The 23197-nt window shown below is 38.4% G+C and carries 25 protein-coding genes and 1 rRNA gene; 6 read left to right on the top strand and 20 right to left on the bottom strand.

Annotation, left to right across the window (positions count from 1 at the left end; all coding sequences use genetic code 11):
• Positions 1-313, bottom strand: a 16S ribosomal RNA gene (locus tag ACFCYJ_RS08300); the annotation flags it as partial.
• A gap of 342 nt (positions 314-655) precedes the next feature.
• On the bottom strand, positions 656-1549 hold the full coding sequence (locus tag ACFCYJ_RS08295) for a nucleotidyltransferase-like protein (protein WP_376073187.1): 894 nt from the start codon (positions 1547-1549) through the stop codon (positions 656-658).
• A 209-nt stretch (positions 1550-1758) separates the two neighbouring features.
• Here ACFCYJ_RS08295 and ACFCYJ_RS08290 point away from each other — a divergent pair, with 209 nt between their 5' ends.
• Positions 1759-2109, top strand: coding sequence for a YgzB family protein (locus ACFCYJ_RS08290; protein ID WP_349661107.1), 351 nt, complete (start codon positions 1759-1761; stop codon positions 2107-2109).
• Positions 2110-2134: 25 nt separating this feature from the next.
• Here ACFCYJ_RS08290 and perR read toward each other — a convergent pair whose 3' ends face one another.
• The 3 genes from perR to bcp form a co-directional block, all read right to left on the bottom strand.
• Entirely contained in the window at positions 2135-2578 is a 444-nt protein-coding gene (gene perR, locus ACFCYJ_RS08285; protein ID WP_142510785.1) for a peroxide-responsive transcriptional repressor PerR, read from the bottom strand.
• A 113-nt stretch (positions 2579-2691) separates the two neighbouring features.
• Entirely contained in the window at positions 2692-3636 is a 945-nt protein-coding gene (locus ACFCYJ_RS08280) for a D-2-hydroxyacid dehydrogenase (RefSeq protein WP_376073182.1), read from the bottom strand.
• The gene (gene bcp / locus ACFCYJ_RS08275; RefSeq protein ID WP_370048227.1) at positions 3633-4109 is read right to left on the bottom strand and encodes a thioredoxin-dependent thiol peroxidase; all 477 of its coding nucleotides are present in this window, start codon (positions 4107-4109) and stop codon (positions 3633-3635) included. Before bcp ends, ACFCYJ_RS08280 begins: the two co-directional genes overlap by 4 nt.
• Positions 4110-4240: 131 nt before the next feature.
• Between bcp and ACFCYJ_RS08270 the strand changes: the two genes are divergently transcribed.
• Both ACFCYJ_RS08270 and ACFCYJ_RS08265 read left to right on the top strand, forming a co-directional pair.
• Positions 4241-5527: a glutamate-1-semialdehyde 2,1-aminomutase gene (locus ACFCYJ_RS08270; protein ID WP_376073179.1), complete on the top strand. Its 1287-nt coding sequence runs from the start codon at positions 4241-4243 to the stop codon at positions 5525-5527.
• 193 nt (positions 5528-5720) lie between these two features.
• Entirely contained in the window at positions 5721-6809 is a 1089-nt protein-coding gene (locus ACFCYJ_RS08265) for an FUSC family protein (protein WP_376073176.1), read from the top strand.
• Between the two features lie 49 nt (positions 6810-6858).
• Here the strand turns inward: ACFCYJ_RS08265 and nikC are convergent, their stop codons facing one another.
• The 9 genes from nikC to mutY form a co-directional block, all read right to left on the bottom strand.
• Positions 6859-7752, bottom strand: a complete 894-nt coding sequence (gene nikC, locus ACFCYJ_RS08260) for a nickel transporter permease (protein WP_376073174.1) — start codon at positions 7750-7752, stop codon at positions 6859-6861.
• A 15-nt stretch (positions 7753-7767) separates the two neighbouring features.
• Positions 7768-8772 carry an ABC transporter permease gene (locus ACFCYJ_RS08255; protein ID WP_376073171.1) on the bottom strand — a complete coding sequence of 335 codons (1005 nt, stop codon included), beginning with the start codon at positions 8770-8772 and terminating at the stop codon, positions 7768-7770.
• Between the two features lie 240 nt (positions 8773-9012).
• The gene (locus tag ACFCYJ_RS08250; protein WP_376073169.1) at positions 9013-10632 is read right to left on the bottom strand and encodes an ABC transporter substrate-binding protein; all 1620 of its coding nucleotides are present in this window, start codon (positions 10630-10632) and stop codon (positions 9013-9015) included.
• 21 nt (positions 10633-10653) lie between these two features.
• Positions 10654-11643, bottom strand: a complete 990-nt coding sequence (locus ACFCYJ_RS08245; protein ID WP_376073166.1) for an ABC transporter ATP-binding protein — start codon at positions 11641-11643, stop codon at positions 10654-10656.
• The gene (locus tag ACFCYJ_RS08240) at positions 11618-12631 is read right to left on the bottom strand and encodes an ABC transporter ATP-binding protein (protein ID WP_376073164.1); all 1014 of its coding nucleotides are present in this window, start codon (positions 12629-12631) and stop codon (positions 11618-11620) included. Before ACFCYJ_RS08240 ends, ACFCYJ_RS08245 begins: the two co-directional genes overlap by 26 nt.
• 317 nt (positions 12632-12948) lie before the next feature.
• Positions 12949-14694 carry an ABC transporter ATP-binding protein gene (locus ACFCYJ_RS08235; RefSeq protein WP_376073161.1) on the bottom strand — a complete coding sequence of 582 codons (1746 nt, stop codon included), beginning with the start codon at positions 14692-14694 and terminating at the stop codon, positions 12949-12951.
• 228 nt (positions 14695-14922) lie between these two features.
• Positions 14923-15471 (bottom strand): nucleoside tri-diphosphate phosphatase, encoded by a 549-nt coding sequence (ntdP, locus tag ACFCYJ_RS08230; protein WP_376073159.1) that lies wholly within the window; start codon positions 15469-15471, stop codon positions 14923-14925.
• A 385-nt stretch (positions 15472-15856) separates the two neighbouring features.
• A complete protein-coding gene (locus ACFCYJ_RS08225; RefSeq protein ID WP_376073156.1) occupies positions 15857-16042 on the bottom strand; it encodes a gamma-type small acid-soluble spore protein in 186 nt (61 codons plus the stop codon).
• A gap of 84 nt (positions 16043-16126) precedes the next feature.
• Positions 16127-17161, bottom strand: coding sequence for an A/G-specific adenine glycosylase (mutY, locus tag ACFCYJ_RS08220; RefSeq protein WP_376073153.1), 1035 nt, complete (start codon positions 17159-17161; stop codon positions 16127-16129).
• 216 nt (positions 17162-17377) lie between these two features.
• Here mutY and ACFCYJ_RS08215 point away from each other — a divergent pair, with 216 nt between their 5' ends.
• Positions 17378-18364: a metal-dependent hydrolase gene (locus ACFCYJ_RS08215; protein WP_376073151.1), complete on the top strand. Its 987-nt coding sequence runs from the start codon at positions 17378-17380 to the stop codon at positions 18362-18364.
• A 41-nt stretch (positions 18365-18405) separates the two neighbouring features.
• On the opposite strand, the gene ACFCYJ_RS08210 is transcribed toward ACFCYJ_RS08215, so the two are convergent.
• The 6 genes from ACFCYJ_RS08210 to ACFCYJ_RS08185 form a co-directional block, all read right to left on the bottom strand.
• Positions 18406-18675, bottom strand: coding sequence for a YfhJ family protein (locus tag ACFCYJ_RS08210; protein WP_376073148.1), 270 nt, complete (start codon positions 18673-18675; stop codon positions 18406-18408).
• A complete protein-coding gene (locus tag ACFCYJ_RS08205; RefSeq protein ID WP_053483069.1) occupies positions 18676-19005 on the bottom strand; it encodes a YfhH family protein in 330 nt (109 codons plus the stop codon).
• Positions 19002-19805, bottom strand: a complete 804-nt coding sequence (gene recX, locus ACFCYJ_RS08200; protein WP_376073214.1) for a recombination regulator RecX — start codon at positions 19803-19805, stop codon at positions 19002-19004. Before recX ends, ACFCYJ_RS08205 begins: the two co-directional genes overlap by 4 nt.
• Before the next feature lie 89 nt (positions 19806-19894).
• Positions 19895-20062, bottom strand: coding sequence for a hypothetical protein (locus ACFCYJ_RS08195; protein WP_376073145.1), 168 nt, complete (start codon positions 20060-20062; stop codon positions 19895-19897).
• Positions 20059-20247, bottom strand: a complete 189-nt coding sequence (locus ACFCYJ_RS08190) for a hypothetical protein (protein ID WP_376073143.1) — start codon at positions 20245-20247, stop codon at positions 20059-20061. Before ACFCYJ_RS08190 ends, ACFCYJ_RS08195 begins: the two co-directional genes overlap by 4 nt.
• Positions 20204-20413: a hypothetical protein gene (locus tag ACFCYJ_RS08185; protein ID WP_376073140.1), complete on the bottom strand. Its 210-nt coding sequence runs from the start codon at positions 20411-20413 to the stop codon at positions 20204-20206. Before ACFCYJ_RS08185 ends, ACFCYJ_RS08190 begins: the two co-directional genes overlap by 44 nt.
• 264 nt (positions 20414-20677) lie before the next feature.
• Between ACFCYJ_RS08185 and ACFCYJ_RS08180 the strand changes: the two genes are divergently transcribed.
• Both ACFCYJ_RS08180 and rlmD read left to right on the top strand, forming a co-directional pair.
• Positions 20678-21496 carry a polysaccharide deacetylase family protein gene (locus ACFCYJ_RS08180; RefSeq protein ID WP_376073137.1) on the top strand — a complete coding sequence of 273 codons (819 nt, stop codon included), beginning with the start codon at positions 20678-20680 and terminating at the stop codon, positions 21494-21496.
• Positions 21497-21540: 44 nt separating this feature from the next.
• Positions 21541-22920, top strand: a complete 1380-nt coding sequence (gene rlmD, locus ACFCYJ_RS08175; protein ID WP_376073135.1) for a 23S rRNA (uracil(1939)-C(5))-methyltransferase RlmD — start codon at positions 21541-21543, stop codon at positions 22918-22920.
• The last annotated feature ends 277 nt before the right edge of the window (positions 22921-23197 follow it).

Genomic DNA, 23197 nt, shown 5'->3' with positions numbered 1-23197 from the left:
CACCCTCTCAGGTCGGCTACGCATCGTCGCCTTGGTGAGCCGTTACCTCACCAACTAGCTAATGCGCCGCGGGCCCATCTTATAGCGACAGCCGAAACCGTCTTTCAGTATTTCACCATGAAGTGAAATAGATTATTCGGTATTAGCCCCGGTTTCCCGGAGTTATCCCAAACTATAAGGTAGGTTGCCCACGTGTTACTCACCCGTCCGCCGCTAACGTCAAAGGAGCAAGCTCCTTCTCTGTTCGCTCGACTTGCATGTATTAGGCACGCCGCCAGCGTTCGTCCTGAGCCAGGATCAAACTCTCCATAAAAAGAAATTTGATTAGCTCAAATTGTTTTGCTGGCATCATGTTTGATGTCCAAAATTTTGTTTCGTTCACCAACTCAAGGTTAGTTACTAAAAACTTTATTGATTACGTTTTGCTTGTTCAGTTTTCAAGGTTCATTTTGTCGCCGTTGTTTTTCAGCGACTTCTTTATATTAACATTTAACTCAATTCATGTCAACAACTTTTTTAAAAAGTTTTTTTCGTTCGTTGAGTTTTTCATTATGTCTTAGCGACAATTAATATAATACAATATCATCGAATTAAAAGTCAACAACTTTTTCATAAAAAATATCGAGGTATTTTTCATACCTCGATAACTAGCATACTACAGTCCTTGCTCCATTTCTAGAGCTTCTTTATTTACTTTATAATGACGGTGGAATATCATTTCACTTTTCGCAACGATCGGTTCAATTTGAATATAACCTTTGTCCACTAGATATTCTACAAATACTTCTAAATCTACCGAGTAATTCATGAGCTCATCATGATCATGCAATTCCTGAATAGTCCAAGTCTCCTTCGATTGCATTACTTCTAAAATATGTTGTGCGCCGTCTCGAGTACGTGAATGTATTAAAAACTCACTTGCTAAAAACAATAGCTCTAATCGTTTTTCTATCGGTTCAATACTTGTAACGAGCTCCTCGTATAATTTATAAATCGCTGGTTCTATTTTTTTCACTTGGGCCCAAACAGTTACTTCAGGATAAAGTCCACTATCAATAATGGACAAACGGCCCAAATGATGTAACGAATCTACTACATGATTATAAGCATCGAGATAGCTACCTTTATCAAAGTATTCTTTTCCTTCTAAGTAACGACGAATTAACTTTGAAAATTGAATGCCTGTTTTGATTTTACGACCACTAAACGGAAACTCCTGTAATTCAATTTTTAATTTATGAAGAAATTCATTACGATCAAATAATACTCGACCAAAGAAAATCCAATCGACTACTTTTTTATTTGAGCCTATAAGCAGCCATTTTCGTATTATTTTCTCAGTAACCGTATGTAATGCTACTTTATTTCCTTCATATAGATAATGTTTCGTAAAGACTGGTTGTTCTGCTTCCTTTACAATAATAAGTAAGATTGTATCAAATGTATCTGTAACATTACTTTGTTCCTCTCGTTTTCCCACTAAAATAACGCCTAATGTATTCGACTGACTTGCACGTTCCTGATATATCGGACGCAAAACTTGTTCCATGTTCAGTCCCCCTCTATTTACTTGTAACCTTTTATCTTCATTCAGTGGATGTGACGGATTTTCACCGAACTCAATTACGCCAAGGCGAAATTGAGTTCGTTAAAATTTCGACATACTCTAAAAGTATTCCTTCTTTCCACGTTATCAAAGCTAAAATACTTTGTTCTTATATGTTATAGTAGATTTTAGATTGGGAGGCAAGATGATAAATGAAACCTTACAAAAATAAAATTAATAAAATCCGTTCATTCGCATTAGCACTTATTTTTATCGGCTTTGTAGTTATGTATGGGGGAATCTTCTTTAAAAACAATCCTATTCTAGTATTAATTTTCATGACACTTGGTGTACTTTGTATTATTGGTAGTACAGTCGTATATGCATGGATTGGACTGCTCTCAACACGAGCTGTTCAAGTCGTATGCCCTAATTGCCATAAGTACACAAAAGTATTAGGCCGTGTAGATATGTGTATGTACTGCAATGAACCATTAACACTGGATCCAACTCTAGAAGGAAAAGAGTTCGACCAATCTTATAATAAGGCAAAAAAATCCTAGCCCTTCGATAAGAGCTAGGATTTTTTTATTGTACTTTTGCAGATACATCTTTACACGATGGACAAGTGCCGTAAATTTCTAAACGATGCGAATGCACATCAAAGCCTGTTACTTGTGATGCAAAATGTTCAATTTCGTCGAGACCCGGATAATGGAAGTCGACTATTTTTCCACAGCATTCACAAATCATATGATAATGATCGTTTGTAACGAAATCAAAGCGGCTTGAAGCATCACCAAAAGTTAGTTCTTTTACTAGACCAACCTCACGAAATACGCGAAGGTTATTATAGACGGTCGCTACACTCATATTTGGGAATTTCCCTTCAAGTGCTTTATAAATTTCATCGGCAGTTGGATGTGCCATTGTTTGAATTAAATATTCCAAAATAGCATGACGCTGAGGAGTAATACGAACACCAGTTGTTTTTAACGTGTCAAGTGCATCCTGTAAATGCGTTTCAGACATCGTCATGCACCTCTTCCATAAAGATTATTAATTTATAATTGTTATAATTAGTGTATCGAATTAAGCTTACTTCTGTCAACAATCATACACATTTCAGTTTAATTAGGATTAATTCAATAACCTCTTAATAAATCCATTATATTTTCTAAATCCGTTTCACCACGTAACCACTTCTCTAAACTAGGCTTAAAGATTTCTAAGCTGCGTTCAACATAGCGAGATGAGTGACTTGAAATATGCGGAGACACAATGACATTCGAAAAAGTCCATAAAGGATGATTCTCAGCTAAAGGCTCTTGTTCAAATACATCTAAAACAGCATAACCAATTTCACCTGCTTGAATGGCATGTATCAAAACATTTTCCTCTACTAAGTTTCCACGACCAAAATTCATGAAAATGGCATCATTTTTCATCGCTTTAAAATGTTGTTCTTTCAATAAATGTGTCGTCTCTTCTGTTTTAGGTAAAACTGAAATAACAATATCGGCCTTAGGTAAAGCTTCGATTAGTTGATCGAAACTCACCATCTCATTCATATAGGCCGCTTCGTTCCCTGAACGGTTACAGCCAATTGTCACAACACCAAATGCTTGCAATAAGCGACCTACTTCCGAGCCAATAGCTCCAGGTCCTAAAATAAGTGCTGTACTATCCCGCAACTCGGTTTGTTTCGCTTTTTTTGACCATTCGCTTTTCTTCTGCTGTTCATACATCCAAGGTAGTGCACGCTTAATCGCTAAAATATGTGCAAGCATTGATTCTGCCATTGGTGTTTTATGAATGCCACGCACATTCGAAACTAATATCCCTCGTTCAACAATGGCCTGTGCTGGCATTTTTTCGATCCCCGCTGAAGCGACAAATATCCATTTAAGCTTTGCCGCATACTGCATATTTTCATCATTTAAATCTTCACCATATGTGACAAGCACATCCGCTTGTTGTAACTCATCGTTTGATAAGCCATTTTCAAAAATAAAATCAACTTGTGGAAATTGTGCTACTAGTGGTTCACGTAAATTTGGTCTTGGTTCAAACGTAAAATAAATTCTCATTGTGTCACCTCCCATTCTGCTAAATATGTATATACTTCTTCAATATGATTTTTCACACGTACTTTACGCCAAGCCTTTATGAGATTTCCTTCTGTATCAATTAAAAATGTCGAACGTTCTATCCCCATATATTCACGTCCATACATCTTCTTCAGCACCCACACGCCATACGCTTCTGCTACGGCATGATCCTCATCCACTAATAGCGAGAATGGTAATCCATGCTTATCTATAAATTTGGTATGTTTTTTTGCTTCGTCAGGACTAATGCCAAGTACAACTGCATTTAATTTACTAAAATCCTCGTTCTTATCACGGAAGTCACAAGCCTCCGTCGTACAGCCTGGTGTCATATCTTTAGGATAAAAATATAAAATAACATTTTGTCCTTTGAAATCCGCTAACTTTACTATTTCTTCTTTTTCATTTATAAGGGAAAAATCAGGTGCTTTTTTACCTTCTATTAAAGCCATATCAATCTCCTCCTCTGTACGCTCTATTTTACTCTAAATAGTAAAACAAATCATATCCCTTAATTTCTTTGGATTTCTTGCACTGATAGGTCTACAATAGATGAAGTATAAAGATTTAGGAGGCAATATATATGAATCACACAAAATCTGAAGCAGTACACGCAGAAGCGCTACAGCATATCGTTGGTGGTGTAAATAGCCCTTCTCGTTCTTATAAAGCAGTTGGCGGAGGTTCACCTGTTGCAATGGCTCGTGGGAAAGGTGCTTATTTTTGGGATGTTGATGGCAACCGTTATATCGACTATCTAGCAGCTTACGGTCCAATCGTTACTGGTCACGGTCACCCACATATCGCAAAGGCTATTACACACGCAGCTGAAAATGGAACTTTGTTTGGGACTCCAACTGAATATGAGGTTACTTTTGCTAAAATGCTAAAAGAAGCAATCCCATCTATGGATAAAGTACGCTTTAATAACTCTGGTACAGAAGCTGTAATGACAACAATTCGTGTTGCACGTGCTTATACTGGTCGTACAAAAATTATGAAATTCGCTGGTTGCTACCATGGTCACTTTGACTTAGTACTAGTAGCTGCTGGTTCTGGTCCTGCAACATTAGGTACTCCAGACTCAGCTGGTGTTACAACTTCAACAGCAGCGGAAGTAATTACTGTACCATTTAACAACCCTGAAGCATTTACAGAAGCAATGGATAAATGGGGCGATCAAATCGCAGCTATTTTAATAGAGCCTATCGTTGGAAACTTCGGTATTGTAGAGCCTAACCCTGGCTTCCTAGAATTAGTTCATGCCACAGCAAAGGAAAAAGGTGCATTAACTATTTACGATGAAGTTATTACTGCTTTCCGCTTCCACTATGGTAGTGCTCAAACCTTATTAGGCTTAACACCAGACCTAACTGCACTTGGTAAAGTAATCGGCGGTGGTTTACCGATCGGTGCATACGGCGGTCGTAAAGAAATTATGGATACAGTTGCTCCACTTGGACCTGCCTATCAAGCAGGCACAATGGCAGGAAACCCTGCATCCATGCAAGCTGGTATTGCCTGCCTAGAAGTATTACAAACTCCAGGAATTTATGATGAAATGGACCGTCTTGGAGCTATTTTAGAAGAAGGTATCTTGGCTGCAGCCAAAAAACATGGTGTAACAATTACTGTTAATCGCCTTATAGGTGCTCTTACAATTTACTTTACAGATGTGACAGTAGAAAACTATGAGCAAGCTGAAAACTCAGACGGTGAGATCTTTGGGCGCTTCTTTAAATTAATGCTTGCACAAGGTATTAATTTAGCTCCATCAAAATATGAAGCTTGGTTCTTAACAACAGAGCATACAGAAGCAGATATTCTTGAAACAATTAAAGCGGTAGATAGTGCATTTTCACAATTGTAATTTGTAAATGTAAAGGCTAAACGCTTAGTGAGCAGTGCAATTTAGAACAGTGTCTAAGGTTAACTTTTAAAGACGACTCCCCTGTGAGTCGTCTTTTTCTGTAAATGACATACAAATCTATGTATTTTATGAGCACTTCCTTCTATAATGTAAGGAAGCTTAAAATTTTAGACAGAAAGGACATCCATTTTCTATGAAATTAGGTGCCCGTGTATTTAAAACTGGTGTCGCCATCGTGTTTGCACTATTTATTGCTGAGCTGCTAGAGCTACCTTCACCTGTTTTTGCAGGAATTGCAGCCATCTTTGCGATTCAGCCATCTATTTATCGCTCTTATCAAACAATTGTTGAGCAAATACAAGCCAATATTATAGGAGCTACCATCGCGGTCATTTTTGGCTTGCTTTTCAGCCACCATGTAGTAGCAATTGGCATTGCCGTCATTGTTGCGATCGGTATCATGTTGAAATTTAAACTTGAAAAATCATTGTCACTAGCACTTGTTACAGTTGTAGCTATTATGGAGTTTCAAGGAGATGATTTTCTTACATTTGGTCTTATTCGCTTTATTACCATATTAATTGGGGTGCTAGCAGCATTTGTTGTCAATCTGTTCTTCCTACCACCAAAATATGAAGTAAAGCTTTTCCGTAAGATTTACTTTTTACAGGATGATATTATCCGATGGACGCGACTTGCTGTTCGTCAAGCATCTGAGCATACTTCTACAAAAGAAGCATTAAGCAAATTTAAGTCTCGTATGCAACGAGTTGACACATTGTATGATTTTTATAAGGAAGAGCGTAATTACTTTAAAAATAAAAAGTTTGTTAAAGCACGTAAATTAGTTGTTTATCGTCAAATGATTACAACATCAAAGAAAAGTTTAGAGCTGCTTCATCGTCTTCATAATCATGAAAACGAATTAGCCCAGCTACCGACGCAATTTCATTTAATGATTCAAGAGCGACTTGATTTCCTGCTAACTTACCATGAACAGCTACTATTAAAATATACTGGGAAATTAAAGCCCGAACATTCCGAGTGGAGTAAACATAATGATTATGTTCAGCGTAACGAGTTAATGGAGATATTTATAAAACAAATAACTTATGCGCATGATGAAGGCGATACAGAATTCTCGAGTTATCACTTGCTTTATATTTTATCTCGTATTTTAGATTACGAAGAAAACCTAGAGCATTTAGATACGCTCATCGTGTCGTATCAGACTCATCATGGCCAAGAAATCAATGTGGAATTTGAAGAGGAATTTATTTAATCAAAAGAGCGAAGAGTTGGCTTGATATCCATCTCTTCGCCTTTTTTAGTTAGCTTTTCATTTTCGGGTCAAGCGCATCACGTAGACCGTCCCCCATTAGATTGAAACCGAGAACCGTTAACATAATAGCTAACCCTGGGAAAATCATCGTCCACGGCGCCTTTAATAAAAATACGCGGGCATCCGCCAGCATTTTTCCCCATTCTGGCGCAGGTGCTTGAGCTCCTAATCCCAGGAAACCTAGTGCTGCCGCTTCAATAATCGCTGTCGCTATTGCTAGCGTTCCTTGAACAATGATTGGTGTCATCGAGTTTGGCAAAATATGCGAGAATAAAATTCGTGAATCACGCATTCCAATCGCCTTTGCTGCTACGATATATTCCTCTTCTTTAACACTCAATACTTTCGAACGAATTAAGCGCCCGAAATTCGGCACGTTAATAATGGCTATAGCAATCAATGCATTTTGTAATGATGGCCCAAGTACTGCCACTACTGCAATTGCTAGTAAAATACTAGGGAATGCTAACATAATATCGAAAACACGCGAGATGATCGTATCAACCCATCTTCCGTAGTACCCCGCAATAATACCAAGTAAGCTACCTACAATTACAGAAAGAATAACTGAAAAAAATCCTACCCACAAAGAAATTCGAGCTCCATGTATAACTCTAGAGAAAATATCCCGACCAAAGTCATCTGTACCAAACCAATGCTCACTTGACGGTGCTAATAAACGCTTCGTAAAATTTTGTTCATTCATTCCTTCAGGAGCAATCATCGGGCCAAATATAGCAAGTATAATAAAAAATAGTACAATACCTGCACCTACCAGGGAGATTTTGCTCTTTTTAAAGCTACGCCAGCCTTCTCTCCAAGGACCTACCGCTCGTTCACGACTTGGTGCTACTTCTGTTTTTATATCCATCGCTCCAGTCATTATCGCTTCTCCCCTCTATTTGTATTTAATCCGTGGATCAATCACTGTATACAGTAAATCCACAATTAAGTTAATCATGATAAAAATAAAAGCAATTACTAAAATACCTGATTGAATAACAGGATAGTCTCGGAAGCCGATAGCATCATAAATATAACGCCCAATTCCAGGCCAGCTGAAAATTGTCTCTGTTAAAATGGCACCACCTAGCAGTAATCCTGTTTGCAAACCGATAACTGTTAACACTGGAATAACTGCATTTTTTAATGCATGCTTATAAACAACAATAAACATTTTTTGTCCCTTTGCTCTAGCGGTGCGTACATAGTCAGAGCGCATTACTTCAAGCATAGACGACCTAGTCATTCTTGCAATAATCGCCATTGGAATTGTCGCGAGAGCCATGCCCGGTAATACTAATCGCTTTAATACTTCTGTAAATTGATCAAAGCGGCCTTGTATGAGCGTATCCAGTAAATAAAAATGAGTAATGGCGGTTATTGGATCTCGCACGTTCTCTCGACCAGATGTTGGGAACCAGCCAAGCTGATTACTGAAAGCCCATTGTTCCATTAAACCGAGCCAGAAAACTGGTATGGACACCCCAACTAAGGCAACTACCATTGCTACATAGTCGAACCAAGAATTTTGGAACCACGCAGAAATAATGCCAGCATTTACGCCAACTATCACTGCAATAATCATGGCAAATAGCGCTAGTTCAGCCGTTGCCGCTAAATACGGAAAAATTTCCTCTGATACAGGTAATTTAGTACGTAATGATACTCCTAAATCACCCTGGAAAATCCCACCTAAGTAACTAAAATATTGTGTATACCATGGATTATTTAATCCTAAACTTGCGTTTAACGCTTCGACCGCTTCTTTCGTTGCCTGCTGTCCTAGAATTACTTGTGCTGGATTACCAGGAATTGCGCGAATTAACATGAAGACGATAAAAGTCATTCCAAGCAAAACTGGGATTAATTGAAACAAACGCCTTCCCATATAGTGAAGCATTTTCTTCACCCCTCTGTTATTTTCATAATATACTTTTTCATCAAAAGCATTGAAGTCTCTACGCATACTGTAGAAAGGGTCAGCCTTCACCAAACGGTTTTAACGATTGATGATTGGTCTTCCATACAGAAATAATCATTCAAACTGTAAAAAGAATCTGCGAGATTTCTACGGCTTACCCGCAGAAAGCAAGCAGATTCTTTAAAATAATTTCCTCTTATATTAAAACCTGTTACATGCCTACTTCATATCAACTGCATCTAAACGGTCAGAACCTGTCGGATGCGCAATATAGTTTGTAACTTTAGTGTTAGCAGCTAAAATTGGAGTAGAGTGAGCAATTGGAACCCATGGTGCATCATTAGAGATAATCTCTTGTGCCTGCTTGTAAAGGGCATTACGCTTGTCCTCATCCATTTCAGTTTGTGCTGCAACTAATAGTTTGTGCACTTCTTTGTTGTCATAGAATGTATAGTTGTTAGAATGAATATTATCTCCGTCTAATAAAGTGTAAAGGAAGTTATCCGCATCTCCGTTATCACCTGTCCAACCAAGTAAGAACGCATCCGCATCTCCATTTTCCGCCTTATCTAAATACGTAGCCCATTCAAACGTTACAATCTTAGATTTCATACCAACATCTGCTAAATTCTTCTGAATGGCTTCCGCAATTTTTTGACCATCAGGCATGTACGGACGTGGCACAGGCATTGCCCATAGCTCAATTTCTTTGCCATCGTAGCCAGCCTCAGCTAATAATGCTTTTGCTTTTTCTGGATCATAGTCATAGCCTTTAACCTCATCGTTGTAGCCTGCAATTAATGAAGGCATCGGATTTTTTGCTGGCTCGCCTAAGCCTTCATAAAATGCATCTACTAATGCTTGCTTATCGATTGCATAATTCACTGCTTGACGAACTTTTACATTATCGAACGGTGGACGGGTTACTGTTAATCCAAGATAACCAACATTCATAGATGGACGTTCGATTAATTGTAAATCTGCATTTGATTCGATTGAACCTTTATCAGATGGACTTAAGCCATCAACTACATCAACTTCATTGTTAGTTAATGCATTGAATCGTGCGGAGTTATCTGGAATAGAACGAAAAATAACTTTATCTAATTTCGGCAAATCTGCAATACGATAATCAGGGTTTTTCTCAATTGTGATAGAATCATTTCGTTTCCACTCTACAAATTTAAATGGACCAGTACCTACTGGATGATCTTTAAGTGCCTCATCATCTTTTTCAAATGCTGTTGGTGAAGCTATAGCAAATGGAGACATCGCTAAATTTTTCAAGAATGGTGCTTGTAGTTGAGAGAGTTTAAATATAACTTTATAATCACCATCAGCCGTAATTGACTCAATTACTTGCTTTCCACCTACCGTAAATTGAGAGGCGTAGTATGGGAATTTATCAGCACCACCAGCTTTCCAGCGCTCAAAATTTTTCACGACTGCTTCAGCATTAAAATCAGTCCCGTCATGGAACTTAACCCCTTCTTCAAGTTGCATCGTGTATGTTAGGCCATCTTCTGAAGGTTCCCAAGATTTTGCTAGCCCTGGATGCAATGTTACATCGTCCTCTCCAAAGTTAATTAGAGTCTCATAGATGTTAACCGTAACTTTAAACGATTCACCTTCTGTTACTGTCGCTGGATCAAGAGCAGTGGAATCACCACCACGACCATATACTAATGTTTTTGGTCCGCCACTGCTAGCTTTATCGCCACCACTTGAAGTATCTTTACTACCCGTATCCTTAGTATCCGAACCGCCACAAGCGGCTAAGATTGTCGAAAGAACAAGGATAAGCATTACACCCAAAGTCCAAAGCTTCTTTTTCTTCATTGAATTTCCCCCTAAGTTTTTTTATATCATTGAATGTTGGATTGCATCATATAGATGGCAAGCAACATAATGACCCGGTTTCACTTCTTGCATTTTTGGAACTACTTGAGAACATTCTTCTTTTTTAAAAGGACATCTTGTATGGAAAGTGCACCCACTTGGCGGATTCGAAGCACTTGGAATATCTCCGGAAATAATGAGCTGTTCACGTTCAAACGTAGGATCTGGAACAGGTACCGAGGATAGCAGTGCCTGTGTATATGGATGAAGTGGCTCAGCATATAAATCCTCACTTGCTGTCAACTCCACTAATTTCCCCAAATACATTACACCTACACGATTACTAATATGGCGTACAACCCCTAAATCGTGGGAGATAAAAATATAAGTTAGCTTTAAGTCCTTTTGTAAGTTTTGCAATAAATTCAATACTTGCGCCTGTATGGACACATCGAGTGCAGAAACAGGCTCGTCCGCAATAATCAAACGCGGATTCGTCATGAGAGCACGGGCAATGCCGATGCGCTGTCTTTGACCACCACTAAATTGGTGTGGATACCGTTTCACATGATATTCATTTAACCCAACAATTTCGAGAAGCTCTAATACCTTCTGTTTCCGTTCCTTTGCATTGCCCATTCCATGAACAATAAGAGGCTCCTCCAATATTTTTCCAATATTATGTCTTGGATTAAGAGAGGCATATGGATCTTGGAAAATCATTTGAATATCTCTACGGGCTTTGCGCATCTCGTTATTCGATAACTCTGAAATCACTTTACCTGCGAATTCAATCTCGCCCTCTGTTGGCTCAAGCAATCGCATTAAAAGTCGACCAGTCGTTGATTTACCACATCCGGACTCACCCACAATACCTAATGTTTCTCCTTCAAACACTTCAAAGGAAACATCATCCACTGCCTTTACGTCCCCAACCTGTGTGTTAAGGACCCCCTTCCGAATGGGAAAATATTTTTTCAAACCATCAACTTTCAACAACACTTTCGACATGTTGCTCCACCTCCTGTTTCTCTAGTAAAAAACATCTTGATTTATGCTGCTCTGCTGCTTCATATAAAGGTGGTGTTTCTTGTACACAGCGATCCATCGCAAATTCACAACGCGCTGCAAAACGACAGCCTTCCTGAATACTTCCCGGCTTCGGTACACTGCCTGGTATAGAGTAAAGATTGTCCTTTTTATAACGCATATCCGGTACAGATTTAATAAGCCCTTGTGTATAAGGGTGCTTTGGATTAACGAATATCTCCTGAATAGGTGCCTCCTCTACAATCTGACCTGCATACATCACAATAACTCGCTCGCATGTCTCTGCTACAACGCCTAAATCATGTGTAATTAATAACACAGCTGTATTTAAACGTTTATTTAAATCTTTCATAAGTTGCAAAATTTGAGCTTGAATCGTCACATCTAGTGCAGTAGTCGGCTCATCAGCAATTAGCACCTTCGGATCACAGGCAAGCGCCATTGCAATCATGACCCGTTGTCGCATTCCCCCAGATAGCTGATGCGGATAATCTTTTAATAATTCCTCAGCACGTGGTAGACCTACAAGCTTCATAATTTCAATTGCCCTTGCAGAGGCTTCTTTTTTCGACCATTTTGGATTATGAATTAAAATCGCTTCTTTTAGCTGATCTCCAATTGTAAACAAAGGATTTAAGGATGTCATAGGCTCCTGAAAAATCATCGCCACATCTTTCCCACGAATTTTCTGCATTTGTTTATCCGATAATGTGACGAGGTTTTTGCCATCTAATAGTATTTCTCCCCCTGTTATTTTTCCAGGTGGTGACGGTATTAATCCCATAATGGACAGTGATGTAACACTTTTTCCACTTCCCGATTCCCCTACAATCCCTAATATTTCTCCCTCATGAACAGAAAAATCGATATCATCTACGGCAGGAATTTGTCCATCATCTGTAAAAAAGGTTGTCTTTAAGCTTTTTATTTCTAGCAGCTTTTTTCTCATGATCAATCGCCCCATCCCACCCATTTTTTCACTCAATTACATTAACTATCACTCAATTCCCTATTTTCAGATAATTCTAACCAAAAAACATCGCTCTTTCAATCATTATTATTCTGCAATTAACATAGATTTTCTACATCGTTCGAGTTTCGTATTAATAATATCTTACTAATCAATAATATTTTATAAATAAGACAAAAAAATAGCCCTCCGTTTATGTTTGAACGGAAGGCTATTTTTAGATTATTGACTCATCAGTAAAATTTAGGTATGGAATTTGTTTGTGAATCAGATTTTTTCTGTTATACCGTGGTATATCAATCTAAATGTTGCACCTGGAATAAATTAAAGTAGGTTCCTTCTTTTTGCATTAATTGCTCATGTGTACCACTTTCAATTAATTGTCCATGATCTATAACCAAAATTTTATCTGCATGTGTAATCGTAGAAAGTCGGTGAGCAATTATAATGGTTGTGCGTTCATGTGCAAGTACATCCAATGATTCTTGAATAAGTGCCTCACTTTCTAAATCCAAAGCAGAGGTTGCTTCATCCAGTATTAAAATAGGTGGATTTTTTAAAAATACACGGGCGATCGCTACTCGCTGCTTTTGTCCACCTGATAACTTCACACCGCGCTCCCCGACCTTTGTGTCATAGCCATTTGGCAAGCTCATAATAAAATCATGTGCATTTGCCGCTTGTGCCGCAGCAATAACCTCTTCATCAGAAGCATCTGGCTTGCCCATTAAAATATTCTCTTTGACCGAATCACTGAACAAAATATTATCCTGTAGAACGATTCCAATTTGTGAGCGTAAAGAATGTAATGATACATCACGAACATCATAGTCATCAATACACACTGTGCCACTCGTTGTGTCATAAAAGCGAGGAATCAAACTAATGATCGTTGATTTTCCTCCACCACTCATTCCTACAAATGCAACTGTCTCTCCAGGATTAATCGTGAAATTGATGTTGTTTAAAATTTGTGAGCCATCTTCTTCATATTGAAAGTTCACATTGTCAAAGCGGACTTCACCCTTTACTTGAGGTAACTCTAACGCATTAGCCTTATTTTGTATTTCATAAGGCTCGTCTATTAATTCAAACATTCGATCCATTGATGCAATGGACTGTGTTAACATCGTTGATGAACTTACTAGACGACGAAGTGGACCGTAAAGTCGTTCAATATAGGCAATAAAGGCCACCATCGTTCCGACTGAAAGAGATCCATTAATCACCTGATAACCTGCATAAGCAATTACTAAGAGAGGTGCTACATCCGTGATTGTATTCACCACCGCAAAGGATTTAGCATTCCATTTCGTATGATCTAGTGCCTTTTCTAAAAATTCACCATTTGCTTCATCAAATAATTTTTGCTCATGCTTTTCTAGCGTGAAGCTTTTAATAATACTCATTCCAGCTACACGTTCATGTAAATAGCTTTGCACACCTGCTAGTGCTTGTGACCGTTTACGTGTTAAAGACCGAAGCTTGCCAAAGAAGAACTTTACGCTAAACGCATAGAATGGGAACGCAATCAATGCTACTAGCGTTAGCTTTACATCCATAGCAAACATAATACCGATTGCAATAACAATTGTCGCAAGGTCGAGCCAAACGTTCATCAAGCCTGTCATAATAAAGTTTTTTGTTTGTTCCACATCATTAATCACTCTTGAAATCACATCGCCAGCTCTTGTATTTGCATAGTATCTTAAACTTAGTCGCTGTAAATGTGCATATATTTGTTTTCGAATATCGAAAAGCACTTTGTTACTGACATGTTGAGCAAAATATTGACGGTAATACTCAATCGGTGGTCGAATAATAAAGAATACAATGATCGTGCCACCTAACCAATAAAACAGTTCTTTTGTCTTCTCTGCATCCGTTAGATGATCCGCAGCAATAATATCATCTAACACAATTTTTATGAGTAATGGAATAAATAACGGAATTGCAAATTTCACTATACCAATTAAAATCGTTAAAATTATTTCCCATGTATATGGTTTTACAAATTTCATATAACGCTTTATACTACCCAATTTATTATCACATCCTTATCAAAAAACCATATTTAGCAAATACAAGGGGAACCCCTTATATCACTTCGTACATAAAAAGAAACAGACATCCACAAAAAATGAATGCCCAAACGTATTATAGCAATATTTTGTTTTAAGTACAGTTAATTTAACTTTATCACGGACTATTTTATAATCCGATTGTTTAAGACATAAAAAAACACCTATTAGTAAAACTAATAGGTGCAACTAACAATCATCTGCTTGCATATCGAGCTGAAACTTATAACGATTTGTCCAGACATCGATGAAATCAGGTGCAAAGGGTCCTCTTTTTTGTTGAATCCAGCTAATTAATTTATCGACATTGCGCTTTAAAATTTTATCTATGACATCTGGATAAGACATTTCCTTACGATGTAGCTCATATTCATCCTCATCTAGGAGTGAATAAGACATATCAGGGAAAACTTTAATGTCTAAATCATAGTCAATATATTTAATGGCATTATTATCGAAAACAAATGGTGAGCTTAGATTACAATAATAATACACACCGTCTTCACGTAGCATGCAAATGATGTTAAACCAGTACTCCGCATGGAAATAACAAATAGAAGGCTCTCTCGTTAGCCACGTTCGACCATCGGATTCTGTCACAAGTGTCCGCTCATTCGCACCGATAATGATATTTTTTGTTCCTTTTAAAATCGTTGTTTCTTGCCAAACACGGTGGATACGGCCATTGTGTTTATAACTATGTATTTGTATCGTTTCTCCTTCTACCGGTATTGCCATCTTTGAAGCCCACCTTTTCGTCTATGCTACCTAAATCTAGCAGTCTCTAGTATATTATAGCAATGTGTACGCGAAAGGTGTAGTTAGAAAACCACAAATTTCCCTGCGCTCTTTTAATTTTGTACAAAATTTCGTTAATTTGAAGCGAATTTTATCATAACAACAACCCCATTGAAATTTTTTGTTATATTCATTTATCGGAGCGGGTCTTTCTCTTCTGTTTTCTTCGCATCGAAAGTGGTTTTATCGGCTACCCGAGCAACTCTCTCAACTTCCTGAGCAATCAGATTTTACTAAATAAAATTTAAAAGGAGCTGTCTTTTTTAAATCTTTTCGATTTTAGACAGCTCCTTAGAGGTAAATGCAATTATGCAATTACAAAGTGTTATTCACCAAGATCTTGGTTAGTTTTATTGAAGTTACCTGAAGCTTGAGCTTTGTTCTGCTCTGCTTTAGCATTTTGCTTTTGCACTTCATTAGCCTCTGTAACGTCTGTTTCATAACCAAATTCTTGACTTTGACGTTGCATGTTTTTATTCGGTTGTAAATTTTGATTGTTTTGCTTTTTCATTATTCATTCACCTCCACGTTCATTATTGTGTACCGAGGTGAATGGTTTTATGCTCATAAATTTTTATAAATATTATTTTCTTGATTAATCCTTAATTTCTTGCCAAATTTTCAGCATTGGAACGGGCATTGGTAATAATTCTATTTGTTCGCGAGTCAGCCATTCGCCCTTTACTGCTGAATTGCATTTCATAAAATAGCTATTTATATGCCATGTTAAATGTGAAAAAACATGTTTAAACGTTAACAATTCCTGTTGCGGTTGAACATTCATAGCATAATCATTAATAAAAGTATCTATTGAATCTTTACCGTGCTCAAGCATTGGAAACTGCCATAGATTAGCTAATAAACCCTCTTCTGGGCGCTGCTCCAATAAAATTCGACCTTTATCATCTTGACATACAAGCACATCGTATGTGATATGCTTCATCTTTACTTTTTTTGATTTGATAGGTAATTTTTCAGGCTCACCTTCATTAAAAGAGATACAGTATTCGCGAACTGGACATAATAAGCACTTTGGTGAAGTTGGCGTACAAATAAGTGCACCCAGCTCCATTAAGCCTTGATTGAAGGACGATGCATTTTCAGGATCGATCAGTTCTTCAACAGCCGCTTCGAAAATCTTTTTAGTCTTTGGAGCTGCTATATCATCATGAATAGTAAGCACACGACTTAAAACACGCATAACATTGCCATCAACTGCATGTTCGGGCTTATTATAGGCAATACTTAAAATAGCTCCAGCAGTATACGGACCTACGCCTTTTAATGTTGAAATCTCATGACGATTATCGGGTACTACCCCACCGTAGTTTTCTAAAACCTCGCGAACACCCGCTTGTAAGTTACGTGCACGGGAATAATAGCCAAGGCCCTCCCAATGCTTTAATAAGTATTCTTGTGGAGCTTCCGCGAGTAATTCTAATGTTGGAAAACTTTCCATGAAACGATTGTAATAAGGAATAACTGTGTCGACACGTGTTTGCTGTAGCATCACTTCCGATACCCAGATTTTATAAGGGTCCGTCGTATGTCTCCAAGGTAAATCACGCTTCTCAACATTAAACCATTCGACTAAAGATTGTCGAAATTCTGTTACATATGGATAATTCACAGTGACCTCCAGTGTTTTTACGATTTTATTTATAGTAAAAAGAGTATACAATTAAGAAAAGATATTTGTCTGAAACGACAAAAAGCGCCATTATTTTCTAGCTTCAAGATTTAGCACGACAGTCTTAATAGAGAAATATCAAAGTATTACGGATTATTGAAATATACATGTATGCAAATTGTACTCTATTTTGATGCATACAAGGAGTGGATATTCTTGGATTCAGGTACACATTTCGTTATGGGTATAGCCCTCGGTGGTCTTGCATTAGCGGATCCCGTTGTAGCAAATCATTCGATGACATTTACCGCAGTAATGGCAGGTACCATTATTGGCTCGCAGGCACCTGATGTCGATACCGTTTTAAAGCTGCGCAACAACGCTATTTATATTCGACATCATCGTGGAGTTACACATTCACTTCCAGCAGTAGCTATTTGGCCCATCTTAATTACAGCGGTTTTAGCACTTATTATTCAAGACGCAAATGTGTTTCATTTATGGCTTTGGACATTTTTAGCTGTAGCACTTCACGTCTTTGTTGATATCTTCAATGCATATGGTACACAAGCACTTCGACCATTTTCTAGAAGATGGGTTGCACTTGGTGTCATTAATACATTTGATCCTATTATTTTCACACTACACTGCCTCGGCATTTTACTTTGGGCATTTGGTGTCAATCCTGTTTGGACATTTAGTATCATGTATCTCATTATTATCGTTTACTACATTTTACGATTTGCAGTCCAAAAGGCTGTAAAGAAAGCTGTGCATAATACCATTCAGGATGAAGAGTATGTTATTGTAGCCCCTACAATGCGTTTCTTCCACTGGCGAATTGCAGCAAAATCCAAAACGCATTATTATGTTGGCCGTGCTTATGGTCGAGCTGTTAATATTTACGATAAATTCGAAATAAAACCTTTACCGAAAGCGCCTCTTATTGAAATAGCATTGAAAGATCCCAATCTCGCTGCATTCGTATCATTCTCACCATTGTATCGTTGGGAAATTTCAGAACTCGATAATGGCTTAACAGAAGTAAGATTAATTGATCTGCGTTACCGTAGTGATAATCGCTATCCTTTCGTTGCTGTCGCTCATTTAAACGAAGACAACGAGATTCTCACTTCATACACAGGCTGGATTTTTACAGAAGATAAACTCCAGAAAAAATTACAGGTTGGCGCAAGTAATTAAACATCAGTAAACCCTGACCAAATATATTGGCCAGGGTTTTGTTATTGTACCATATCATCACTAGCATCAAGTAGATGCGCGTATTTTGGGTTACGTCCCGCAAATGCATGCAGTTTATCACCATAGCTGGCAATTAATTGACGCACCAAATTTTCAGTGTATTCAACACCTCGATAAGCGTAGCCAGCTTTTGCAGAAGTTGATTCAAAATCACTCCATAGAAGCTCAATCCATACTCGTGCACGTCCTACTGACATTTCCGGGTTTTTTGCAAGTAACTCAGCAGTTAGCTTTTCAATTTTTTCATCCATTTATTTGCCCACCTTTACAGGAGATAGCATGGAAACAGGTAAAGCCTCTTGGTATTTTTCGCCCCCTAAGCGATGTCCCCATGCGAAGCGTCCTTTTAAATAATCCACTTGAAAAAATTCATTTTCAGAGCCGTCAATACGATACATTTCTCCAGGAATTATTGTATCCAAATCCACTAAATAAGCAGCTGCCATTAAAGCCTTGCGCTCGTATACTGCGAATTCATTGATAATGCCTAGCTGTTCCGCCTTACGTGCTTTTTCCTTTATCATAGCTATTTCTTCACGTAATTCATGCTCTGACATGGCAGCATAATTTTTTTCGTTCATTCCTCATTCTCCTTCTCTTCTATAAAACGATCTATAACTTCTATAGGAAAACCCTTTTGATAGAGCGCCTGCTTTATTTTCATTTTCAATTCATAACCAGTATACTTCGATGAATACTTTTTCCAAACTTTTTCGCCTTGTACATCAAGTAGCTGTTGCCATTCATCTTCCTCTTGCTCAATCTCTATTTGACTAAGCACCTCATCTATAACACTAAAAGAATAACCTTTTCGCATTAAAAAATCTTGAATTTTAGCTTTTATTTGTGTTGGCGTTTTCTTTTTTTCCGATCGAATGACCTTTTCAGCCAATTGTGTCGCCAGCTTTACCTGTTCCCCATGACTATATGTAGCAAGTACCTCATCCTGTAAGCTTTTATCGATCCCTTTTTTCATAAGATCTTGCCTAATTGCTTTGGGTCCCTTTTTCATCGTAGCTTTTTTCGTATTCAGCAACGCCTTGGAGTAAGTTTCATCATTTAAAAAGCCATACGATTTAAGCTTTTGTATAGCCTCTAAAATAACCGCTTCCCCAAATTCTAACGAGAGAAGCTTTTTCTTGACCTCATGCTCACTACGCATTTGATAAGATAAAAAATTTAACCCTTTATTAAAAGCTTTTCGAATCTCATCCTCATAAGCAATTTCCTGAATATCAAATTCCTCAAGCACTTTACCCTTCGTTAATTCAAATTGAATGAGAATTGCCTCATCTACAGGAAAAGCGTATTCTTCGTTCAAATATATATTATAACGTTCTGGATTGTTTTTTTGACGTGCAATCTTCGTAATAACACGCATTCGTAACACCTCACTATTAACCATTATAACATTTTTCGTGGGTGTTGCTTTTTAGGTGTTCCGGTGTTCGACTCCTCTTCCACGGGTATTTACTCGTTTCGCGGGTGTTCGCTTTTCTTCCGCGGGTATTTACTTCTCTTTCGCGGGTATTCGCCTCTCTTCCGCGGGTATTTACTTCTCCTCCGCGGGTATTCACTTCTCTTCAGCGAGTATTCGCTCGTTTCGCGGGTATTCGCCTCTCTTCCGCGGGTATTCACTCGTTTCGCGGGTGTTCGCTTTTCTTACGCGGGTATTTACTTCTCTTCCGCGGGTATTCACCTCTCTTCCGCGGGTATTCGCTTCTCTTCCGCGGGTATTCACTCCTCTTCCGCGGGTATTCGCTTCTCTTCCGCGGGTATTCACTTCTCTTCAGCGAGTATTCGCTCGTTTCGCGGGTATTCACTCCTCTTCCGCGGGTATTCGCTTCTCTTCCGCGGGTATTCACTCGTTTCGCGGGTGTTCGCTTTTCTTCCGCGGGTATTTACTTCTCTTTCGCGGGTATTCGCCTCTCTTCCGCGGATATTTACTTCTCTTCCGCGGGTATTCGCCTCTCTTTCGCGGGTATTCACCTCTCTTCCGCGGGTATTCGCCCTTTTAAGTATTAGAAGGTCAACATGTATAACCTACTGTTTTAGAAAAACATCATTCATATCAACTATGTCTCGGCATAATTGCGTTCAGAGGCTTTAATTTCTTTCAGCGAGTGTTTTTTTTTTCGTCCGCTGAAAGAAGTTAAATTCCTTCATTTAAAAGAAACACTTTTTGAATGAAATCAAGTAGGATAATTTTTTTAAAATTAACGCATTCTAATGAAAAAGAAAGGATGCGTTTTTATGTGGAAACAGCATATAGTAGGATCGGTAATTGCTACTTTTATTATTGCCGCGGCAATTAGCTTTAATCCATTTTCGGCCTCTGGCTCTGATGAATACAACTGGGGCTTTAAAAGAGCAAAAAACGGTGAACAAGCAGAAGCTGGTGCACAGCTTGATCAGATAGTTGAAAAATATGGTGCCATTTATAAAGGAAAGCCTGATAATAAAGTTGCTTATTTAACCTTTGATAACGGATATGAAAATGGGTTTACGGAAAGCATTTTGGATACGTTAAAGAAGGAGAACGCACCAGCTACCTTCTTTTTAACTGGTCATTATTTAGAAAGTGCCCCTGATTTAGTAAAACGCATGGTTAAAGATGGCCATATGATTGGCAACCATTCATGGGGGCATCCAAATATGGCGAGACTAACGCCCGATGGTATGCGTACAGAATGGAAAAAGCTTGATGATAAACTGCGTGAATTGACGGGTATTGAACGTACAACCTATGCTCGCCCTCCTGAAGGTACATTTAATGCGGAATTATTAGAGGTAGGCAACGCTGAAGGCTATCGTCATATTTTCTGGTCTATTGCCTTTAAGGATTGGGAAAGGGATGTGCGACGCGGCGCAGATTATGCGTATAATGCATTAATGGAACAGCTTCACCCCGGTGCCGTAATATTAATGCATACTGTTGCGCAGGATAACGCTGAAGCTCTTCCTAGGTTTATTGCCGAAGCGAAAAAACAAGGCTATACATTTTTATCCCTTAACGATTTAGTTTTAGAACATGAAGATTTCCCTGTCGCTTTGCAATCGTCTACTCCTTAGTTATAATGGGGAGATGATATTAAAAGAACAGGGACGTGGAACGCTTGACGCAACAAACAACAATGGAAGTAGGACAAAAATTTCCTCTAATAATAAAAAGACTAGGTATTAATGGTGAAGGCGTAGGCTTTTATAAGCGTAATGTCGTATTTGTAAAGGGTGCCATTCCTGGTGAAGAAATTACAGCACAAGTAACTAAAACACAGCGAAACTTTGCTGAAGCGGAAATAGTAACGATTCGCAAAGCTTCAAAACATCGTCAGGAAGCACCATGCCCGGTTTACAACGAATGTGGCGGCTGTCAGCTTCAGCATATGACATATGAAAAACAGCTAATTGAAAAGCGTGATATCGTCGTTCAAGCATTAGAACGTTATGCTAAACCTTTAGCTACTACAGTTGAAGTTCGTAAAACTCTAGGGATGGATAATCCATGGAATTATCGAAACAAAAGTCAATATCAAGTACGTAAAGACGGTAAGCGTGTCTATGCAGGGCTATTTGCAGAAGGTAGTAACAAGTTACTGAACATCAATGATTGCCTTGTTCAACATCCGATTACATCAAAAATTACAGTGGCAACACGTAAAATTTTACAAAAACTAAATATTACTATTTACGATGGTCGTACACTTGATGGCTTAGTGCGTACGATTGTTGTACGTACTGGGATTCGTACTGGTGAAACACAAGTCGTGCTCGTTACAACGCGTAAGGAAATTCCACATCAAGCGGAACTCATTGCTCGTATAAAAAAAATCGACCCAAGTATCGTATCGATCGCACAAAATATTAACCGTGAGAAAACATCGTTAATCTTTGGCGATGAGACGATTGTCCTCGATGGTAAGGAAACGATTCATGAGGAGCTTGGCGAATTAGCATTTGATTTATCAGCTCGCGCCTTTTTCCAACTAAATCCAACACAAACCGTTCATCTCTATGATGAAATCAAAAAAGCAGCAGCATTAACAGGCAAAGAAGCAGTTGTTGATGCTTACTGCGGTGTTGGAACAATCGGTTTATGGCTAGCTGACCAAGCTAAAGAAGTTCGTGGAATGGACGTTATTCCAGAAAGCATTCAGGATGCACGTAAAAACGCCCGAAACCATGGCTTCAAGCATACAAAATACGCAGTCGGTACAGCAGAAAGTGTCCTAGCAAAATGGCGTAAGGAAGGATTTACACCTGATGTTATTACAGTTGACCCACCACGCACAGGTCTAGCACCAGAGTTCATCCGCACTGTGTTGAAGCTAAAACCGAAGCGCTTTGTCTATACATCGTGTAATCCATCAACTTTGGCGAAGGATTTAAACGAATTATCGAAGTTTTATGATGTGGAGTATATTCAGCCGGTTGATATGTTTGCACAGACAGCGCAGGTGGAATGTGTGGCGAAGCTTGTGTTGAAAAATAAGTAATAAAAACGGGCGTCCTCAAAAAATGAGAGACGCCCTTTAAAAATTCTAAAAGAGAATTAAACAGAAAAAAGGCGTCTTCTAAAATTAAGAGACGCCTTATATGTACTGCACAGCTCCAGCTGCCTGGTGGATGACGGACGGCCCAGAAAAATCAACACCTTAACCAGTAGCCCAGGATTTAAAAGATTTTTATGCTTTAAGTTTTTAACTTTAATACGAAAGAACTTTGAAACGTAAACTTTGGACTTTTAACTTTAATCTTTGAGCTTTTATCTCC

The organism is Lysinibacillus sp. NPDC056232 (assembly GCF_042267565.1).
Classification (GTDB): Bacteria; Bacillota; Bacilli; order Bacillales_A; family Planococcaceae; genus Lysinibacillus.
Note: the sequence above shows the minus strand (reverse complement) of the source record. Positions and strands in the feature narration are given on the sequence as shown.

What these genes read in the sequence shown, in the direction of transcription:
- ACFCYJ_RS08295 (WP_376073187.1), bottom strand. Translation starts at nt 1,549, where the DNA reads ATGGAACAAGTTTTGCGTCCGATATATCAGGAACGTGCAAGTCAGTCG.
- ACFCYJ_RS08290 (WP_349661107.1), top strand. Translation starts at nt 1,759, where the DNA reads ATGAAACCTTACAAAAATAAAATTAATAAAATCCGTTCATTCGCATTA.
- perR (WP_142510785.1), bottom strand. Translation starts at nt 2,578, where the DNA reads ATGTCTGAAACGCATTTACAGGATGCACTTGACACGTTAAAAACAACT.
- ACFCYJ_RS08280 (WP_376073182.1), bottom strand. Translation starts at nt 3,636, where the DNA reads ATGAGAATTTATTTTACGTTTGAACCAAGACCAAATTTACGTGAACCA.
- bcp (WP_370048227.1), bottom strand. Translation starts at nt 4,109, where the DNA reads ATGGCTTTAATAGAAGGTAAAAAAGCACCTGATTTTTCCCTTATAAAT.
- ACFCYJ_RS08270 (WP_376073179.1), top strand. Translation starts at nt 4,241, where the DNA reads ATGAATCACACAAAATCTGAAGCAGTACACGCAGAAGCGCTACAGCAT.
- ACFCYJ_RS08265 (WP_376073176.1), top strand. Translation starts at nt 5,721, where the DNA reads ATGAAATTAGGTGCCCGTGTATTTAAAACTGGTGTCGCCATCGTGTTT.
- nikC (WP_376073174.1), bottom strand. Translation starts at nt 7,752, where the DNA reads ATGACTGGAGCGATGGATATAAAAACAGAAGTAGCACCAAGTCGTGAA.
- ACFCYJ_RS08255 (WP_376073171.1), bottom strand. Translation starts at nt 8,772, where the DNA reads ATGCTTCACTATATGGGAAGGCGTTTGTTTCAATTAATCCCAGTTTTG.
- ACFCYJ_RS08250 (WP_376073169.1), bottom strand. Translation starts at nt 10,632, where the DNA reads ATGAAGAAAAAGAAGCTTTGGACTTTGGGTGTAATGCTTATCCTTGTT.
- ACFCYJ_RS08245 (WP_376073166.1), bottom strand. Translation starts at nt 11,643, where the DNA reads ATGTCGAAAGTGTTGTTGAAAGTTGATGGTTTGAAAAAATATTTTCCC.
- ACFCYJ_RS08240 (WP_376073164.1), bottom strand. Translation starts at nt 12,631, where the DNA reads ATGAGAAAAAAGCTGCTAGAAATAAAAAGCTTAAAGACAACCTTTTTT.
- ntdP (WP_376073159.1), bottom strand. Translation starts at nt 15,471, where the DNA reads ATGGCAATACCGGTAGAAGGAGAAACGATACAAATACATAGTTATAAA.
- ACFCYJ_RS08225 (WP_376073156.1), bottom strand. Translation starts at nt 16,042, where the DNA reads ATGAAAAAGCAAAACAATCAAAATTTACAACCGAATAAAAACATGCAA.
- ACFCYJ_RS08210 (WP_376073148.1), bottom strand. Translation starts at nt 18,675, where the DNA reads ATGGATGAAAAAATTGAAAAGCTAACTGCTGAGTTACTTGCAAAAAAC.
- ACFCYJ_RS08205 (WP_053483069.1), bottom strand. Translation starts at nt 19,005, where the DNA reads ATGAACGAAAAAAATTATGCTGCCATGTCAGAGCATGAATTACGTGAA.
- recX (WP_376073214.1), bottom strand. Translation starts at nt 19,805, where the DNA reads ATGCGTGTTATTACGAAGATTGCACGTCAAAAAAACAATCCAGAACGT.
- ACFCYJ_RS08180 (WP_376073137.1), top strand. Translation starts at nt 20,678, where the DNA reads ATGTGGAAACAGCATATAGTAGGATCGGTAATTGCTACTTTTATTATT.